Genomic DNA, 17,360 nt, shown 5'->3' with positions numbered 1-17,360 from the left:
GCGACGACGGTACGCGAGATTTCGGCTGATGCGGCGAGCTCCGGTGAGGTCGAGCAGAACGGAGAGAACGCATGAGCGGCAACAACTTCGACACGGACACCGCGATCCTGGTGCTCGAGGACGGGCGCACGTTCCGCGGCACCGTCTTCGGTGCGGTGGGGCAGACCCTCGGCGAGGCCGTGTTCAGCACCGGCATGACCGGCTACCAGGAGACCCTCACCGACCCGAGCTACCACCGGCAGATCGTGGTCTCCACGGCCCCGCAGATCGGCAACACCGGGTGGAACACCGAGGACAACGAGTCCGTCGGGCCCACCGGTGACCCCGCCGGCGCGAAGATCTGGGTCGCCGGCTACGTCGTGCGCGACCCGGCGCGCCGCACCTCGAGCTGGCGCGCGTCCGGCTCCCTGCAGGACGAGCTCGAGCGGCAGCACATCGTCGGCATCGCCGGGATCGACACCCGTGCCCTGGTGCGGCACCTGCGCACCCGCGGCTCGATGCGGGCGGGCGTCTTCTCCGGTGATGCCCTCGCCGACGAGCAGACCCTGCTGGATCGGGTGCGGAGCCAGCCGTCGATGCTCGGCGCCGACCTGGCCGGTGAGGTCACCACCACGAGCGGCTACGTCGTCGAGCCCGACGGCGAGGCCCGCTTCACCGTCGCCGCGATCGACCTCGGGATCAAGACCAACACCCCGCGGATGTTCGCCCAGCGCGGCATGCGCGTGCACGTGCTGCCGTCCACCGCGACGCTGCACGACATCCTGGACCTGAAGGCCGACGGGGTCTTCCTCTCGAACGGCCCCGGCGACCCGGCCACCGCGGACGGCGCGGTGCACCTGACCAAGGAGGTGCTCGGGCAGGGACTGCCGCTGTTCGGCATCTGTTTCGGCAACCAGATCCTCGGCCGCGCCCTCGGCCTGGGCACCTACAAGATGAAGTTCGGCCACCGCGGCATCAACATCCCCGTGATCGAGCACGAGACCGGCCGCATCGCCATCACCGCCCAGAACCACGGCTTCGCGCTCGAGGGCGAAGCGGGGCAGGAGTTCGACACGCCCTACGGCCGGGCCGTGATCAGCCACACCTGCGCCAACGACGGCGCCGTCGAGGGCGTGCGCCTGCTCGACGGGTCCGCCTTCTCCGTGCAGTACCACCCCGAGGCGGCGGCCGGCCCGCACGACGCCTCCTACCTGTTCGACCGGTTCACCAGCATGCTCGAGGGAGAGAAGAACTAAATGCCACGCCGTACCGATCTCTCCCACATCCTCGTCATCGGCTCCGGCCCGATCGTCATCGGCCAGGCCTGCGAGTTCGACTACTCCGGCACGCAGGCGTGCCGGGTGCTGCGCGAGGAGGGCCTGCGGGTCTCCCTCGTCAACTCCAACCCGGCGACGATCATGACCGACCCGGAGTTCGCCGACTCCACCTACGTCGAGCCGATCACCGCCGAGTTCGTCGAGAAGGTCATCGCCGCCGAGCAGGCCAAGGGCACCCCGATCGACGCGGTGCTGGCCACCCTGGGCGGGCAGACCGCGCTCAACACCGCAGTCGCCCTGCACGAGCAGGGCATCCTCGCCAAGTACGACGTCGAGCTCATCGGCGCCGACTTCGACGCCATCCAGCGCGGCGAGGACCGGCAGAAGTTCAAGGACATCGTCGCCAAGTGCGGGGGCGAGTCCGCGCGCTCGCGGGTCTGCTACACGATGGACGAGGTGCGCGACACCGTCGCCGAACTCGGCTACCCCGTCGTGGTGCGCCCGTCGTTCACCATGGGCGGCCTCGGCTCCGGCATGGCCTACGACGAGGCCGATCTCGAGCGCATCGCCGGCGGCGGCCTCGCCGCCTCGCCGACCGCGAACGTGCTCATCGAGGAGTCCATCCTCGGCTGGAAGGAGTACGAGCTCGAGCTCATGCGCGACGGCCGCGACAACGTCGTGATCGTCTGCTCGATCGAGAACGTCGACCCGGTCGGCGTCCACACCGGCGACTCGGTCACCGTCGCGCCGGCGATGACCCTGACCGACCGCGAGTACCAGGAGATGCGCGACCTGTCGATCGCGATCCTGCGCGAGGTCGGCGTCGACACCGGCGGTTGCAACATCCAGTTCGCGATGGATCCGCGCGACGGTCGCCTCGTGGTGATCGAGATGAACCCGCGCGTGTCGCGCTCGTCCGCGCTGGCGTCGAAGGCCACCGGCTACCCGATCGCGAAGATGGCCGCCAAGCTCGCCATCGGCTACACCCTCGACGAGATCGTCAACGACATCACCAGGGAGACGCCGGCCTGTTTCGAGCCGACGCTCGACTACGTCGTCGTCAAGGCCCCGCGGTTCGCGTTCGAGAAGTTCCCCGGCGCCGACGGCACCCTGACCACCACCATGAAGTCGGTGGGTGAGGCCATGTCCATCGGCCGCAACTTCACCGAGGCGTTCGGCAAGGTCCTGCGGTCGCTCGAGACCAAGCGGTCCGGGTTCTGGACCGGCCCCGAGGTCGAGACGGAAGATCTCGGAAGCCTGCTCGAGGAGCTGAAGGTCCCGCACGACGGCCGCTTCTACGGCATCGCCAAGGCCTTCGAGCTCGGCGCCACCGTCGAGCAGCTGTTCGACGCCACCAAGATCGACCCGTGGTTCCTCGACCAGATCCAGCAGATCGTCGAGCTGGGGGAGAAGGTGCGCGCCGCCGGGACGTTCGGTGCGCGGGAACTGCGCTTCGCCAAGCACCACGGTTTCTCCGACCGGCAGCTCGCGGCGCTGCGCCCCGAACTCGGCGACGAGGACGCGGTGCGTGCCCTGCGCGAGCAGCTCGGCGTGCACCCGGTGTACAAGACCGTCGACACCTGCGCCGCCGAGTTCGAGGCCAGGACCCCGTACCACTACTCGACGTACGAGCTCGACCCGGACGCCGAGACCGAGGTCGCCGAGCAGCACGAGCGGCCGAAGGTGCTCATCCTCGGCTCGGGCCCCAACCGCATCGGCCAGGGCATCGAGTTCGACTACTCGTGCGTGCACGCTGCCCTGACCCTGTCGCAGGCCGGCTACGAGACCGTCATGGTCAACTGCAACCCCGAGACGGTCTCGACCGACTACGACACCGCCGACCGCCTCTACTTCGAGCCGCTCACCTTCGAGGACGTCCTCGAGGTGTACCGGGCCGAGTCGCAGTCCGGCACCGTCGCCGGCGTCATCGTCCAGCTCGGCGGCCAGACCCCGCTCGGGCTCGCGCGGCGGCTGAAGGCTGCCGGGGTGCCGATCGTCGGCACCAGCCCGGAGGCCATCGATCTGGCCGAGGACCGTGGCGAGTTCGGCCGGGTGCTCACCGAGGCGGGCCTGCCGGCGCCGAAGTTCGGCACCGCCACCACCTTCGAGGGCGCCCGTGAGATCGCCGCCGGCATCGGCTACCCGGTGCTGGTCCGCCCGTCCTACGTGCTCGGCGGGCGCGGCATGGAGATCGTCTACGACGAGACGGCGCTCGAGAACTACATCTCCCGCGCCACCGAGATCTCCGAGGACCGCCCGGTGCTGGTCGACCGCTTCCTCGACGACGCGGTCGAGATCGACGTCGACGCTCTGTGCGACGGCACCGACGTCTACATCGGCGGCATCATGGAGCACATCGAGGAGGCCGGCATCCACTCCGGCGACTCGTCGTGTGCGCTGCCGCCGATCACCCTCGGCCGCTCCGATCTCGAGAACGTGCGCCGCTCCACCGAGGCCCTCGCGCGCGGCATCGGCGTCAAGGGCCTGCTCAACGTGCAGTACGCCCTCAAGGACGACATCCTCTACGTGCTCGAGGCCAACCCGCGCGCCTCCCGCACCGTGCCGTTCGTCTCGAAGGCCACCGCGGTGCAGCTCGCCAAGGCCTGCGCCCGGGTCATGATGGGCGAAACCATCGCCGACTTGCGCGCCGAGGGCATTCTGCCCGCCCACGGCGACGGCGGGCACGCCCCGGCCGACGCTCCCGTCGCGGTGAAGGAGGCGGTGCTGCCGTTCAACCGGTTCCGCCGCGCCGACGGCACCGGCATCGACTCGCTGCTCAGCCCGGAGATGAAGTCCACCGGCGAGGTCATGGGCATCGACGACGACTTCGGCACCGCGTTCGCCAAGAGCCAGACCGCCGCCTACGGGTCGCTGCCCACCTCCGGCTCGGTGTTCGTCTCGGTCGCCAACAAGGACAAGCGGTCGCTGATCTTCCCCGTCAAGCGGCTCGCCGACCTCGGCTTCCGGGTGCTCGCCACGATCGGCACCGCGGAGGTGCTGCGCCGCAACGGCATCCCGTGCGAGCACGTGTACAAGGTGTCGGAGGAGGAGCGGCCCGAGGGGGCACACACCATCGTCGAGAAGATCCGCGCCGGCGAGGTCGACATGGTGATCAACACCCCGTGGGGCAATTCCGGGCCGCGCATCGACGGCTACGAGATCCGCACCGCCGCCGTCGCCGCGAACATCCCGTGCATCACCACCGTGCAGGGTGCCTCCGCGGCCGTCCAGGGCATCGAGGCCGCCATCCGTGGCGACATCGGGGTCCGCTCGCTGCAGGAGATGCACGCCGGGCTCCGCGAGGACGCGGCGGCGGAATCCGCCGGCGTCGGCGGCCTGCCCGACGGCACCACGGGCCCGGCGTCGTGACGACGTTCGGGCAGCGCCTGCACGCGGCCCTCGCCGAGCGCGGGCCGCTGTGCGTCGGCATCGACCCGCACCCGGAACTGCTCACCGACTGGGGGCTGACGGTCGACGTCGCGGGTCTCGAGCGGTTCGCGGAGGCGTGCGTCGACGCCTTCGCCGGGCAGGTGGCCGTGGTCAAGCCGCAGGTCGCGTTCTTCGAGGCGTTCGGTTCCGCGGGCATCGCGGTGCTCGAACGCACCGTCGCGGCGCTGCGGGGCACCGGCACCCTCGTCCTCGCGGACGCCAAGCGCGGCGACATCGGTTCGACGATGGACGCCTACGCCCGCACGTGGCTGACCGACGCGTCCCCACTCGGGTCCGACGCGGTCACCGTCTCGCCGTACCTGGGGTTCGGGTCGCTCGAGCCGGCGCTGCGCCGCACCGCCGACGGGCGCGGGGTGTTCGTCCTCGCGGCCACCTCCAACCCGGAGGGGGCGCAGGTGCAGCACGCGCGCGTCTCCGACGGGCGCAGCGTCGCGCAGGTGATGGTCGACGAGGCCGCGGCCCGCAACGCCGGCGCCGACACCCTCGGCTCGGTGGGTGTCGTCGTCGGGGCGACCCTCACCCGGGCGCCGGACCTGAGCGCGCTGCACGGGCCGATCCTGATGCCCGGCGTGGGCGCCCAGGGCGGCACCGCCGACGACGTGCGCCGTCTGGCGGGCGAGCACCTCGACGCCGTCGTGCCGAACGTCTCTCGCGAGGTGCTGCGGGCGGGCCCGACGGTCGCGGCGCTGCGCGGCGCCGTGGCCCGCACCGTGGACTCGTTCGCCTTTCTGCGGGCCTGACCGGCCCCGCACCGCCACCTCCGGCTCGGCCCGGATCCGATTCCCGGATCCGGGTCGAATGTCCGTTCCGACGCAGGTGGGAGCGCCCCGACACGCTCGCGCGCGGAAATTTTTCCGATCCGTTTCCGGCCGGGACGAGCCGGCGTCGGCGTCGCCTCGCAGGCGGACGCCCGCACCGGCCCGCCACGCCGAGCGCAGCGCCTCTACCTGCGGTGATGCCGTGTTCGCCGAGGTGGTGGACGGTGCCCGCGGGGCCCGGCCGGACCGGGTCGGGGACGGCGATCCGGGCGCACTACCGCACGTGTTTTCGAGCCGAAACGGCGGGGGGTGGGTTCGCAATCGTCGTCCGGCGTGAGTACGGTCGCTATCGCCGCTGGTTAACCGGCGGATGAGACTGTTTGCCAACGATGAGACGGAGGAACCGTGGCCCTTCCCCAGCTGACCGACGAGCAGCGCGCCGCTGCTCTGGAGAAGGCGGCTGCTGCCCGTCGCGCCCGGGCTGAGCTCAAGGACCGCCTGAAGCGCGGCGGCACCGACCTCAAGCAGGTCCTGGCCGATGCCGAGAACGACGAGATCCTCGGCAAGATGAAGGTGTCCGCCCTGCTCGAGGCCCTGCCGAAGGTGGGCAAGGTCAAGGCGCAGGAAATCATGACCGAGCTCGAGATCGCCCCGACGCGTCGCCTGCGCGGCCTGGGCGACCGTCAGCGCAAGGCGCTGCTCGCCAGGTTCGACTTCGACGCCTGAGCGACCGGTGGTAGCTGACGCACACACCGTGTCGGACAGCGGTTCCACGACGCGGAGGGGCCGGCTGGTGGTGCTGGCCGGCCCCTCCGCCGTCGGGAAGTCGACCGTTGTCCGCCGGCTCCGCAGCCGGGTGCCCGACCTGCTGTTCAGCGTGTCGGCCACCACCCGCGATCCCCGGCCCGGCGAGGTGAACGGGGTGGACTACCACTTCGTCAGCCGCGACGACTTCGATCGGATGATCGAGTCCGGGGACCTGCTCGAGTGGGCCGAGATCCACGGCGGTCTGCAACGCTCGGGCACTCCCGCGGGGCCCGTGCGGGACGCGCTCGCCTCGGGACGCCCCGTGCTCGTCGAGGTGGACCTCACCGGCGCCCGGTCCGTGCGCGCCGCCATGCCGGAGGCCGTGCTGGCCTTCCTGGCGCCGCCGAGCTGGGATGTGCTGGTCGCCCGACTCACCGGCCGTGGCACCGAATCGGACGAGGTCGTCCGCCGCCGGCTCGAGACCGCCCGGACCGAACTCGACGCGCGCGACGAGTTCGACACGGTGATCGTGAACGAGGACGTCGACCGCGCGTGCGACGAATTGGTATCCTTGTTGGTCGGTCCCCGCGACGATCCCGCCGACCGTCCGCGGCCGATCACCACATCCCCGGCCTCGACCCCGAACCCCGGACCCCGCCAGAGCTCCGGAACGACACAGGAGAATACCGAGTGAGCAGCACCCAAGCAGCCGTGTCCGACACCGCCGGGCACGACCTGCCGGCCTACGACACCCCGCTGGGCATCACCAACCCGCCCATCGACGAGCTGCTCGAGCGCACCTCCTCGAAGTACGCGCTGGTGATCTACGCGGCCAAGCGCGCCCGGCAGATCAACGACTACTACAACCAGCTCGGCGACGGCATTCTCGAGTACGTCGGCCCGCTCGTCGAGCCGGGCCTGCAGGAGAAGCCGCTGTCGATCGCGCTGCGGGAGATCCACGCAGACCTGCTCGAGCACGCCGAAGGCGAGTGAGCCAGCGCGCCGCGGGCACCGCGGACCACTCGGAATTCGGGCAGCGCCGCCGCGTCGTCATCGGCGTCGGCGGCGGCATCGCCGCGTACAAGGCCTGTGCGCTGATCCGCGCCTTCACCGAGAGCGGACACCACGTACGGGTCATCCCGACGGACTCGGCGCTCGAGTTCGTCGGCCGCGCCACTTTCGAGGCCCTGTCCGGCAACCCCGTGCACACCGGCGTGTTCGCCGACGTGCCGCAGGTGCCGCACGTGCGGCTCGGGCAGGAGGCCGACCTCGTCGTCGTCGCCCCCGCCACCGCCGACCTGATGGCCCGCGCCGCCCACGGCCGCGCCGACGACCTGCTCACCGCCACGCTGCTCACCGCGCGGTGCCCGGTCGTGTTCGCGCCGGCGATGCACACCGAGATGTGGGAACACCCCGCGACGGTGGACAACGTCGCCACCCTGCGCCGTCGCGGCGTCGTCGTCGTCGAGCCCGCCTCCGGCCGGCTCACCGGGCACGACACCGGCGCCGGCCGGCTGCCCGAGCCCGACGAGATCTTCGGCCTGGCGTCGCTGCTGCTCGAACGGCCCGACGCGTTGCCGCGGGACCTGACCGGCCGGCGCATCGTCGTCTCCGCCGGCGGCACCCGCGAACCGCTGGACCCGGTCCGGTTCCTCGGCAACCGCAGCTCCGGCAAGCAGGGCTACGCCCTCGCCCGGCTGGCCGCCCAGCGCGGCGCCGACGTCACCCTCGTCGCCGGGGCCGTGGCCGGCCTGGCCGACCCTGCCGCGGTGGACGTGGTGCGGGTGCAGACCGCCGCCCAGATGCAGGCCGCGGTCACCAAGCACGCCGCCGGCGCCGATGCGGTCGTCATGTCCGCGGCCGTCGCCGACTTCCGGCCCACCACCTTCGCCACCAGCAAGATCAAGAAGGGCCGGGGTGAGCCGGACGCGATCGCGCTGACCAAGAACGAGGACATCCTCGCCGGGCTGGTGACCGCCCGCACCGAGGGCACGCTGCCGGCGAGCACCGTCATCGTCGGCTTCGCCGCCGAAACGGGCGACGCCGAGGGCGACGTCCTCACCCACGCCCGCGCCAAGCTGGCCCGCAAGGGCTGCGACCTGCTGGTCGTGAACGCCGTCGGCGATGGGAAGGCGTTCGAGGTCGACCACAACGACGGCTGGTTGCTGGCCGCGGACGGTTCCGAGACCGCCCTCGCGCACGGCTCCAAGGCGCTGATGGCCAGCCGTGTCCTCGACGCACTGCGGCCGCTGCTGGCGCCGGAACGTCCGTGACCCCCGGGGCGGCGCGCCCGTGACCCCCGGGGCGGCGCGCCCGTGACCCCCGGGGCGGCGCGCCCGTGACCCCCGGGGCGGCGCGCCCGTGAGCGAAAGTCTCGCGCCGGCGCGACCGGAACAGTAGCGTCGCCCATATCGTTGACATCAGTTCGTTCGTTCGAGCTAGACACAACCAGTCGAGAGGGAGTTCCGTGAGCAAGACCGGCGGTCGGCTTTTCACCAGTGAGTCCGTGACGGAGGGGCACCCGGACAAGATCTGTGACGCGATCAGCGACTCCGTCCTCGACGCGCTGCTCACCGAAGACCCTCGCGCCCGTGTCGCGGTCGAGACCCTCGTGACCACGGGGCAGGTGCACGTGGTCGGCGAGGTCACCACCTCGGCCTACGCGGACATCCCGAAGATCGTGCGCGACCGGGTCCTCGAGATCGGGTACGACTCGTCCTCGAAGGGTTTCGACGGCAACTCCTGCGGGGTGAACATCGCCATCGGCGCGCAGTCCCCGGAGATCGCCGGCGGCGTCGACGTCTCGCACGAGGCGCGTTCCGGGGTGCTCACCGACGACGAGGTGGCGCTGCAGGGCGCCGGCGACCAGGGCCTGATGTTCGGCTACGCCTGCTCGGACACCCCGGAACTGATGCCGCTGCCCATCGCGCTGGCGCACCGGCTCTCGCGCCGGCTCACCGAGGTCCGCAAGACCGGGGTGCTGCCGTACCTGCGGCCGGACGGCAAGACCCAGGTCACCATCGAGTACGACGGTGACCGGCCGGTGCGGCTGGACACGGTGGTGATCTCCACCCAGCACGCGGCGGACATCGACCTGAACAACCTGCTCACCCCGGATCTGCGCACCCACGTCGTCGAGGCGGTGCTGGCGGATCCGAGCCTGGCCGGGCTCGACACCGCCGAGGTGCGGCTGCTGGTGAACCCGTCCGGGTCGTTCGTGCTCGGCGGCCCGATGGGCGATGCGGGCCTGACCGGCCGCAAGATCATCGTCGACACCTACGGCGGCATGGCCCGTCACGGTGGCGGCGCGTTCTCGGGCAAGGACCCGTCGAAGGTGGACCGCTCGGCGGCCTACGCGATGCGCTGGGTGGCCAAGACCGCCGTGGCAGCGGGCCTGGCCGGCCGGCTCGAGGTGCAGGTGGCGTACGCGATCGGCAAGGCCGCCCCGGTGGGGCTGTTCGTCGAGACCTTCGGCACCGAGAAGACCGACCCGGCGCGGATCCAGCAGGCGATCACCGAGGTGTTCGATCTGCGGCCCGGCGCGATCATCCGGGACCTGGACCTGCTGCGTCCGATCTACGCGCAGACCGCCGCGTACGGGCACTTCGGCCGCACCGACATCGACCTGCCGTGGGAGAACACCGACCGGGCCGAGAAGCTGCGCGCCGCCGCCGGTCTGTAACCCGCCCCGTCAGGGGTCCGGGTGGCCACCGACAGGACCGCCGCCGAGACGGATCCGGTGGCGCGGATCCTGCCGCTGCTGCCGCTGCCGCATCTCGACCGCGAGTTCGACTATCTGATCCCGCGTGAGCTCGATGCCGAGGCGCGGGTGGGCGTGCGGGTGCGCGTCCGGTTCGCCGGCCGGCTCGTCGACGGCTTCCTGCTGGCCCGGGCCCCGAGCAGCGAGCACACCGGCCGGCTCGGCTGGCTCGACCGGATCGTCTCCCCGGAGGTCGTGCTGACCCCGGAGATCGCCGCCCTCGCCGACGCGGTCGCCGCCCGCTACGCCGGCACCCGCGCCGACGTGCTGCGGCTGGCGGTGCCGCCGCGGCACGCGCGGGTCGAGGCGGAGGACCCGCCGCCCGCCGCACCGCCCGCCGCGCCGGAGGTCGACCGGGCCGCCTGGGCCCGGTACCGGCACGGCGAGAACTTCCTCGACGCCCTCGCCGCCGGCCGCACCCCCCGCGCGGCCTGGCAGGCGCTGCCGGGGGAGGACTGGCCCCGCCGCCTGGCCGAACTCGCCGCGTCGGTCGCCGCCACCGGGCACGCCGCGGTGCTCGTGGTACCCGATCAGCGCGACCTCGACCGGGTCGTGGCGGCCTGTACCGACCTCGCCGGCGCCGACTGCGTCGTCGGGCTCGCCGCAGGGCTCGGTCCGGCCGTGCGCTACCGGCGCTGGCTCGCCGCGTTGCGCGGCACCGCCCGCATCGTCGTCGGGACCCGGGCCGCGGTGTTCGCCCCCACCCCGGCCGTCGGGCTGATCGTGGTGTGGGACGACGGCGACGACCTGCACTCCGAGCCGCGCGCGCCGTACCCGCACGCGCGGGAGGTGGCGCTGCTGCGGGCCCACGCCGCCGGCGCCGCCGTCGTCCTGGCCGGGCACGCCCGCACCGCCGAGACCCAGGCCCTCGTCGACGCCGGGTGGGCCCACGACCTCTCCGCGCCCCGCGACGTCGTCCGGGCCTGCGCTCCGAAGATCACTGCGCTCGCCGACAGCGACCAGGCGCTCGCACGCGATCCCGCCGCCCGCGCCGCCCGCCTGCCGGCCATCGCGTTCGCCGCCGCCCGCGCCGCCCTGAAGGCCGACCGGGGGGTGCTGGTGCAGGTGCCACGCCGCGGCTACGTGCCCGCGCTGGCGTGCGCCAAGTGCCGGACCCCGGCCCGCTGCCGGCACTGCAACGGCCCGCTCGCGTTGCCGCAGGCGGCCGGCCCGGACGGCGCCGCGACGCCCGCCTGCCGGTGGTGCGGCATCACCGACGCCACCCATCGTTGCCACGCGTGCGGCGCCCGCGCGCTGCGCGCCGTCGTGGTCGGCGCCGGGCGCACCGCGGAGGAACTCGGCCGGGCCTTTCCCGGTGTCCCGGTGGTCACCTCCGGCGGGGCGGAGGTCAAGGCCACCGCCCCGGAGGGGCCTGCGCTCGTCGTCGCCACCGTGGGTGCCGAGCCCGTCACCGCCGGCGGGTACGGCGCGGCGCTGCTGCTCGACGGGTGGGCGCTGCTCGGCCGCGCGGACCTGCGGGCCGCCGAGGAGACGATGCGCCGCTGGCTCACCGCGTCGTCGCTGGTGCGGCCCTTCGCCGACGGCGGCCAGGTCGTCGTCGTGGCCGACTCCGGCATTCCCACCGTGCAGGCGCTGGTGCGGTGGGACCCGATCGGGCACGCGCAGTCCCAGCTCGCCGAGCGCGCCGAGGTCGGTTTCCCGCCCGCGGTGCACATGGCCGCGGTCGACGGCACCGCGGCCGCGGTCGCCGACCTGCTGGCCGCCGCGACGCTGCCGCCGGAGGCGGAGGTGCTCGGTCCGGTGCCGTTGCCGCCGGGGGAGCGGTTACCGTTCGGGGCCGACGATCCCGAGCCGGACGAGGTGCAGCGCATGGTGATCCGGGTGCCGCGCGGTCGGGGCCTCGCCCTCGGCCGGGCGTTGCGCGAGGCGCAGGCCGCCCGCAGTGCCCGCCGTGGTGAGGGCGCGCTGCGGGTGCAGATCGATCCGCTGCGCATCGGGTGACGGCCGTCGTCTCTCCCGGCCGGGACGGTGCGCGCCGGCTGTGTCCCGCCCGGCCGGGTGCCCCGAGAGGGCGAGGACCCTGCCGTGCGACAGGACGGCAGAACCGCCCGCCACCTGCAGAAAGACGGTATGCCGCGAGAGGGCGACTGTGTCACGATAAATCACAGGGGCAGGGTCGATCCTGGTGAACCGAACCAGTGGCGGACGGTGCGGACCGGCACGGGCGGACCGGAAGGGAGGGGCCGTGAACGGCACACGCAGGATCGTTGCAGCGCTGGCCGGTGCGGCGGCCGTGGCCGCCGTGTCCGTCACCGGCGCGGGCGCCGCGCCCTCGGGATCGACAGCGTTCGTGCCCGTCACCCCGGGCCCCGTCGCCACCACGCATGCCCAGGCCGCCGGCTACGCCGAAGACCACCCCGGGGCGGCGCCGGCGCGGTCGAACGACTTCGGGTGCGTGCCCGCCCCGGACCATCCGCGGCCGGTGGTCCTCGCCCACGGCACCGACTCCAACTCCTACTCGGACTGGGCCGCGGTCGCCCCGATGCTCGCCGACGCCGGCTGGTGCGTCTTCGCTCTCGACTACGGAAAGGCCGACGGTGCCGACGACTACGGCACCGGGGACATCCGGGTCAGCGCCGCGCAGCTCGGCGGGTTCGTCGAGCGTGTGCGCGCCGACACCGGCGCCGACAAGGTCGATCTCCTCGGCTACTCGCAGGGCGCCACCGTCGCGCGGTACTACGTCAACCGCCTCGGCGGATCGGCCGTCGTGGACCGCTGGGTGGGCGTGGCCTCGCCGAGCTACGGTGGCACCTTCTACGGGCTCGGCACCGCGGCCGTGGCCGCTCCCGGCGCCACCGACGCGGTCGAGGACTTCTTCTCGGTGGCCCTCGCGCAGCAACTGCAGGGTTCGGAACTGCTCACCGAACTCAACACCCCGGTCGACACCGTTCCCGGCGTCCGCTACACCACCATCGGATCCCGCGTCGACGAGGTCATCCAGCCGTCCACCAACGTGGCGCTGCGCGGACCCGGGGCGGTCAACCTGATGATCCAGGACCTGTGCCCACCGGATCAGACCGGGCACTTCAACATGGTGTACGACCCGTTCTCGCTCACCGTGATCCGGCACGCGCTCGCCCCCGAGCGGTACGCCCTCGGCGAGTGCGTCCCGGTGCCGCTCGGCACGGGCATCCCCGAACTGATCATCGAGAGCAACTCCTGACCCGATCCGCCCCCGGGGCGTGCCCGGTGCCCCGATCATGGGTATGCGGGCGGCACGAGCCCCTGCGGACGACGGTCACCGGCGCCCGGGACAGCGCGCCGAAGGGAGGTAGCGGTGAACCCCCCCTCGCTTCCGGGACGCGCTCTCGCGGTGATGCGGGCGCCGCAGCTGGTGTCGCCGCGCCAGTACCTCCGGGTGGCCGCGCGGTGCGTGTACCTCGCTGCGCTGATCGGCACCGTCGTCACGATGGGCATCCCCGCCGACCGGGTGTACCAGGCGGCCTGGATCGTCGCCGGGCTGATCGCCTTCGCGATCGACCGGCCGTGGCGCGGGCACGTGCGCGTCGTCGTCGACTGGCTGCCCCTGGTCGCGGCGCTCGTGGTCTACGACCACACCCGCGGCATCGCCGACGAACTCGGCCTGCCCGTGCGGGTACACGAACCGGTCGCCGTGGAGAGCTGGCTGTTCGGCGGCACGGTCCCGACGGTGTGGCTGCAGGAACGCCTGCTCGGCGCGGACGGGGAGCGGCCCGGCTGGACCATGATCACCGCCGTCGTCTACACCAGCCATTTTCTCGTGCCGTGGTTGCTCGCGGCCCTGCTGTACCTGTACTCGCGGTCACGCTGGGCCGGGTACATGCGACGGGTGCTGCTCCTGTCGTACTTCGGACTGATCACCTACATCCTCGTGCCGGCGGCCCCACCGTGGTACGCCTCCGAGGTGGGCGTGCTGCCGGACGGCGTCGGGCGGGTCACCGGCTTCGGTTTCGGGGTGGTGCCGATCGACGTCGGCACCCGATGGCTGGAGGCGCAGGGCAACCCGGTCGCCGCGCTGCCGTCGCTGCACTCGGCGTTCGCGCTGCTCGTGGCGGTCGCCCTGTGGCCGATAGCGCGGCGCGGCTGGATGCGGGCGCTGCTGGTGGCGTTCCCGCTCGCCATGGCCTTCACGCTCGTCTACGGCGGCGAACACTACGTGGTCGACGTGCTGCTCGGCTGGGGCTACGTCGGTTTCGCCGCGCTGGCCGCCCGGGCCTGGGAGGCGCGCCGCGGAGCGCGGCTCGCCCCGCAGATCAGTCCACCTGCTCGAGCGGCATCGCCAACGTCACCCAGTCGTGCAGGCCACCGCGGTAGTACGCCAGCGAGGACGCCGGATATCCCGCCTCGAGCAGCTCCCGGATCGCCATCGGGGACTGCGGGCACTGCGGGCCGTTGCAGAACAGGATCGACACCCGGGACGGATCGAGCCGGTCCCGCAGCTCCGTGATCCGGCCGTGCGGCAGGTTGACCGCGCCCGGAATGGACCTGCCCTTGCGCGAGTCCGGGACACGGGTGTCGACGAGCACGGCTCCGTTCGCGACCAGCTCCGTCAGTTCCAGCTCACCGACGGTCACCACCCCGGGCGCGCACTGCAGCGGCTGCAGCTCGCCCCACGTGGTGTCCACCAGGACCACGTCCTGCTCCTGCGCCGCCGGCCAGGGCACGCCCGCGGGGTCCGCCGAGCGCACACGGGGGGACCGTGCCATCCGTTCTCGCGTCTCTGCCATCGGCTCAGCCTATCGACGCTGCACGGCGGTTGCCGGGATTCGTCACGTCCGGCCCGACCCCTCGGGTTCGCGGACGGCTGTCACCGCCCGCAGGCCCGGTCCCTAGACTGAGGGCACCATTCGTCGTCGAGATCCGGGAGCAGCATTCGTGAACAGTTCGGTCGGCCCAGCGCAGTCCGCCTCCCGGGGCCGGGGCCTCGCTCCTCGCGCGCGGACGGGCCGCTGACGTGCGGCTGGTGTTCGCCGGGACCCCCGAACCGGCCGTACCGTCGCTGCGCCGCCTGCTCGACTCGCCGCGCCACGAGGTGGTCGCGGTGGTGACCCGGCCCGACACCACCGCCGGCCGCGGGCGGCGTGTCGTCCGCTCGGCCGTGGGGCGGCTCGCCGACGACCACGGCATCGAGGTCCTCACCCCGGAGCGGCCGCGCGACCCCGACTTCGTGGCCCGGCTGACCGAACTCGCCCCCGACTGCTGCCCGGTCGTCGCCTACGGCGCGCTCATCCCGCAACCGGTGCTCGACATCCCGAAGTTCGGCTGGGTGAATCTGCACTTCTCGCTGCTGCCCGCGTGGCGCGGCGCCGCGCCCGTGCAGGCCGCGCTCGCCGCGGGGGACGAGGTGACCGGCGCGAGCACGTTCCGGCTCGAGGAGGGCCTGGACACCGGCCCGGTCTACGGGGTGGTCACCGAGACGATCCGGCCCGCCGACACGGCGGGGGATCTGCTCGCCCGGCTCGCCGATTCCGGTGCCGCGCTCCTCGAATCGACTCTCGACGGTCTCGAGGACGGGGTGCTCACGGCCGTGCCGCAGCCCACGGACGGCGTCTCGCACGCCCCCAAGGTCACGGTCGAGTCGGCCCGCGTGAGCTGGGACCGGCCCGCGCACCTCGTGGACCGCCACATCCGTTCGGTCACGCCCGCACCCGGTGCCTGGACGATGATCGGCGACCTGCGCGTCAAGCTCGGGCCCGTGACCGGCACCGAGGAGACCCTCGCGCCCGGGCAGATCCTGGCCCGCAAGGACGGTGTCCTCGTCGGCACCGGCAGCACCGCCGTGCGGCTCGGGCAGGTCCAGCCGCCCGGCAAGAAGACGATGGCGGCCGCGGACTGGGTTCGCGGCGCCCGGCTCGACCCGGAGGTACGCGCCCAGTGACCGAGTCCCGACGCCCCGCCCGCCGCTCGCGCCGCGGACCCGGCGACCGCAACAACAAGCCTCGGCAGGCCCGCCGGCCGTCCCCCGCGGAGGCCGGCCTCGACCAGGCCCGTCTCGCCGCCCGCGACGTGCTGCGCGCGGTCCGGGAGCGCGACGCCTACGCCAACCTGGTGCTGCCGGCGCTGCTGCGGGAGCGGCGTCTCGACGGTCGCGACGCCGCCCTGGCCACCGAGCTGACGTACGGCGCCGCCCGCGCCCAGGGTCTGCTCGACGCCGTGATCGCCGCGTGCGCCAACCGGCCCGTCACCGAGATCGACGGGGCGCTGCTGGACACCCTGCGGCTGGGCACGTACCAGCTGCTGCGCACCCGCATCGCCCCGCACGCGGCCGTCGCGACGAGCGTCGACATCGTCCGCAGCGAATTCGGCCACGGCAAGTCCGGATTCGTCAATGCGGTGCTGCGGCGCGTCGCGGAGAAGCCCGAGGAACAGTGGATCGTCGAGCTCGCCCCCGACCCGGCTCGTGACCCCGTGGGACACCTGGCATTCCGGTATGCGCATCCGGAGTGGATCGCGAAGGCCTTCGCGGTCGCGCTCGGTCCCGACGCCGGGGAGCTCGAGGAGGTGCTCGCGGCGGACGACGCCCGGCCGGTGGTGCACCTGGTGGCTCGTCCGGGGGTGATCACCGCGGAGGAGCTCGCGCTGGCCACCGGCGGGGAGATCGGCCCCTGGTCGCCCTACGCCGTGCATCTCGACGGCGGCGGCGACCCCGGCAAGCTCGACCCCGTGCGCGAGGGCATGGCCGGCGTGCAGGACGAGGGCAGCCAGCTGGTGGCGCGGGCGCTCACGCTCGCCCCGCTCGACGGACCCGACCACGGCCGGTGGCTGGACCTGTGTGCCGGTCCCGGCGGCAAGGCCGCCCTGCTCGGCGCGCTGGCGGACATCGACGGCTTCACCGTCGACGCCGTCGAGCCGGTCGAGCACCGCGCCGAGCTGATCCGCAAGGCCACCCGCGGCCTCCCGGTCACGGTGCACGTCGCCGACGGTCGCGATCCCGGCCTCGGGTCCGGCTACGACCGCATCCTGGTCGACGCGCCGTGCACCGGGCTGGGCGCCCTGCGGCGCCGGCCCGAATCGCGGTGGCGTCGCAGCCCCGGCGACGTCGCCGAGCTGGTGCGGCTGCAGAAACAGCTCCTCGCCTCGGCGATCGGCCTGCTGCGGCCCGGCGGCGTGGTGCTGTACGCGACGTGCTCCCCGCACACCTCCGAGACCCTCGCCGTCGTCGCCGACGCCGTCCGTCGGCACCAGGTCGAGCAGCTCGACACGCGCGAGCTCGTACCCGGCGTGCCGCGTCTCGGCGACGGCCCGTCCGTGCAACTGTGGCCGCACCGGCACGGCACCGACGCGATGTTCATGGCCGCGCTGCGTACACCGGCGGGCTGATCCGCGAGCCTGTGGCGCGAACGCCGGAAGAATCGGTCCGCGCTCGGATACGGTCGGACGCAACCCGGC

13 protein-coding genes and 1 pseudogene are annotated in these 17,360 nt (G+C 73.1%); 13 read left to right on the top strand and 1 reads right to left on the bottom strand.

Annotation, left to right across the window (positions count from 1 at the left end; translation table 11 throughout):
- Nucleotides 1-71: 71 nt before the first annotated feature.
- The 11 genes from carA to A4U64_RS29160 all read left to right on the top strand — a co-directional run bounded on the left by carA (nt 72) and on the right by A4U64_RS29160 (nt 14,418).
- Nucleotides 72-1,235, top strand: a complete 1,164-nt coding sequence (gene carA / locus A4U64_RS11730; protein WP_006937638.1) for a glutamine-hydrolyzing carbamoyl-phosphate synthase small subunit — start codon at nt 72-74, stop codon at nt 1,233-1,235.
- A complete protein-coding gene (carB, locus tag A4U64_RS11725; RefSeq protein ID WP_006937639.1) occupies nt 1,236-4,625 on the top strand; it encodes a carbamoyl-phosphate synthase large subunit in 3,390 nt (1,129 codons plus the stop codon).
- Nucleotides 4,622-5,446 (top strand): orotidine-5'-phosphate decarboxylase, encoded by an 825-nt coding sequence (gene pyrF / locus A4U64_RS11720; protein WP_029543601.1) that lies wholly within the window; start codon nt 4,622-4,624, stop codon nt 5,444-5,446. Before carB ends, pyrF begins: the two co-directional genes overlap by 4 nt.
- A 423-nt stretch (nt 5,447-5,869) precedes the next feature.
- Nucleotides 5,870-6,190: an integration host factor, actinobacterial type gene (gene mihF / locus A4U64_RS11715; RefSeq protein WP_003935409.1), complete on the top strand. Its 321-nt coding sequence runs from the start codon at nt 5,870-5,872 to the stop codon at nt 6,188-6,190.
- Between the two features lie 67 nt (nt 6,191-6,257).
- On the top strand, nt 6,258-6,905 hold the full coding sequence (gene gmk / locus A4U64_RS11710) for a guanylate kinase (RefSeq protein WP_006937649.1): 648 nt from the start codon (nt 6,258-6,260) through the stop codon (nt 6,903-6,905).
- Entirely contained in the window at nt 6,902-7,204 is a 303-nt protein-coding gene (gene rpoZ / locus A4U64_RS11705; RefSeq protein WP_003935406.1) for a DNA-directed RNA polymerase subunit omega, read from the top strand. Before gmk ends, rpoZ begins: the two co-directional genes overlap by 4 nt.
- The gene (coaBC, locus tag A4U64_RS11700; RefSeq protein WP_006937650.1) at nt 7,201-8,484 is read left to right on the top strand and encodes a bifunctional phosphopantothenoylcysteine decarboxylase/phosphopantothenate--cysteine ligase CoaBC; all 1,284 of its coding nucleotides are present in this window, start codon (nt 7,201-7,203) and stop codon (nt 8,482-8,484) included. The genes rpoZ and coaBC overlap by 4 nt, the downstream gene beginning before the upstream one ends.
- A gap of 194 nt (nt 8,485-8,678) precedes the next feature.
- On the top strand, nt 8,679-9,893 hold the full coding sequence (gene metK, locus A4U64_RS11695; protein ID WP_006937654.1) for a methionine adenosyltransferase: 1,215 nt from the start codon (nt 8,679-8,681) through the stop codon (nt 9,891-9,893).
- Between the two features lie 21 nt (nt 9,894-9,914).
- The gene (locus tag A4U64_RS11690; protein ID WP_065922579.1) at nt 9,915-11,933 is read left to right on the top strand and encodes a primosomal protein N'; all 2,019 of its coding nucleotides are present in this window, start codon (nt 9,915-9,917) and stop codon (nt 11,931-11,933) included.
- A 244-nt stretch (nt 11,934-12,177) separates the two neighbouring features.
- On the top strand, nt 12,178-13,155 hold the full coding sequence (locus tag A4U64_RS11685; protein WP_006937662.1) for an esterase/lipase family protein: 978 nt from the start codon (nt 12,178-12,180) through the stop codon (nt 13,153-13,155).
- Nucleotides 13,156-13,269: 114 nt separating this feature from the next.
- Nucleotides 13,270-14,418 carry a phosphatase PAP2 family protein gene (locus A4U64_RS29160; protein ID WP_029543608.1) on the top strand — a complete coding sequence of 383 codons (1,149 nt, stop codon included), beginning with the start codon at nt 13,270-13,272 and terminating at the stop codon, nt 14,416-14,418.
- Here the strand turns inward: A4U64_RS29160 and A4U64_RS28780 are convergent.
- A pseudogene (locus tag A4U64_RS28780) lies at nt 14,318-14,677 on the bottom strand (rhodanese-like domain-containing protein); the annotation flags it as partial. The gene A4U64_RS29160 and the pseudogene A4U64_RS28780 overlap by 101 nt on opposite strands.
- Nucleotides 14,678-14,925: 248 nt before the next feature.
- On the opposite strand from A4U64_RS28780, the gene fmt reads away from it, so the two are divergent.
- Together fmt and A4U64_RS11670 are read left to right on the top strand one after the other, a co-directional pair.
- Entirely contained in the window at nt 14,926-15,849 is a 924-nt protein-coding gene (fmt, locus tag A4U64_RS11675) for a methionyl-tRNA formyltransferase (RefSeq protein WP_006937666.1), read from the top strand.
- Nucleotides 15,846-17,291 carry an RsmB/NOP family class I SAM-dependent RNA methyltransferase gene (locus A4U64_RS11670; RefSeq protein ID WP_006937668.1) on the top strand — a complete coding sequence of 482 codons (1,446 nt, stop codon included), beginning with the start codon at nt 15,846-15,848 and terminating at the stop codon, nt 17,289-17,291. Before fmt ends, A4U64_RS11670 begins: the two co-directional genes overlap by 4 nt.
- The last annotated feature ends 69 nt before the right edge of the window (nt 17,292-17,360 follow it).

Origin of the sequence: Rhodococcus sp. WB1 (assembly GCF_001700945.1) — a bacterium.
Taxonomy (GTDB): Bacteria; Actinomycetota; Actinomycetes; order Mycobacteriales; family Mycobacteriaceae; genus Rhodococcus; species Rhodococcus aetherivorans.
The sequence above is the reverse complement of the archived record's forward strand: the minus strand, read 5'-3'. Positions and strand labels throughout refer to the sequence as shown.

Bases quoted from the DNA above. Each gene is read 5' to 3' on its own strand.
- carA (WP_006937638.1), top strand. From the start codon at position 72: ATGAGCGGCAACAACTTCGACACGGACACCGCGATCCTGGTGCTCGAG.
- carB (WP_006937639.1), top strand. From the start codon at position 1,236: ATGCCACGCCGTACCGATCTCTCCCACATCCTCGTCATCGGCTCCGGC.